Origin of the sequence: Pseudomonas sp. 30_B (assembly GCF_017491605.1) — a bacterium.
Lineage (GTDB): Bacteria > Pseudomonadota > Gammaproteobacteria > Pseudomonadales > Pseudomonadaceae > Pseudomonas.
Window position 1 is genome coordinate 1 of the sequence record NZ_JAFGYY010000186.1, and the last position, 513, is coordinate 513.

The following is a 513-nucleotide window of genomic DNA, read 5'->3' on the forward strand; positions in this document are numbered from 1 at the left end:
CGGTATAGTCGGCGATCCGGTTCAGGAGAGCCTGTCCCGCCGTGCTCGCCGCATACGCATTCCATTGGCTGTTCGGTTTGCCGTTGGTGAAGTAGGTTCCGTAGGTCGTCTGGAATGTCGTTCTCGCCAGCGTGCGCAACTCGCCGAGATACTGCTCTTGCGTTCGCGTGCCGCGCTTGACGGATTTCTTGAAGTAGTCTGCCGTCATGGCGTAGGACGGGATGTAACCCTCGCACGTCACTCTCCCGCCCATCATGTCGCAATTGGAGTTGTAATCGACGAGCGGCGAATTGAGGATGAATCCGTCCAGCACCCTGGCCGGCTTGCCGGACGGATCGGGGACGTAACCGCTGGTACCTGCCTGCTCCAGCAGGTTGGCGACGATCGGCGTGCGGATACCGCCGTAGGATTCGCCGTACAGGTACTTCGGAGAGCTCTGCCGGTTGTACTTGTTCGTATAGCTCGTAATGAAGTCGGCAACCACTTGGGCATCATCGTCGGTTCCCCATAGAT

Annotated in this window: 1 pseudogene; it reads right to left on the reverse strand. The window is 58.9% G+C overall.

The features are described from left to right. Window positions 1-513, reverse strand: a pseudogene (locus J5M67_RS27845) (hypothetical protein); the annotation flags it as partial.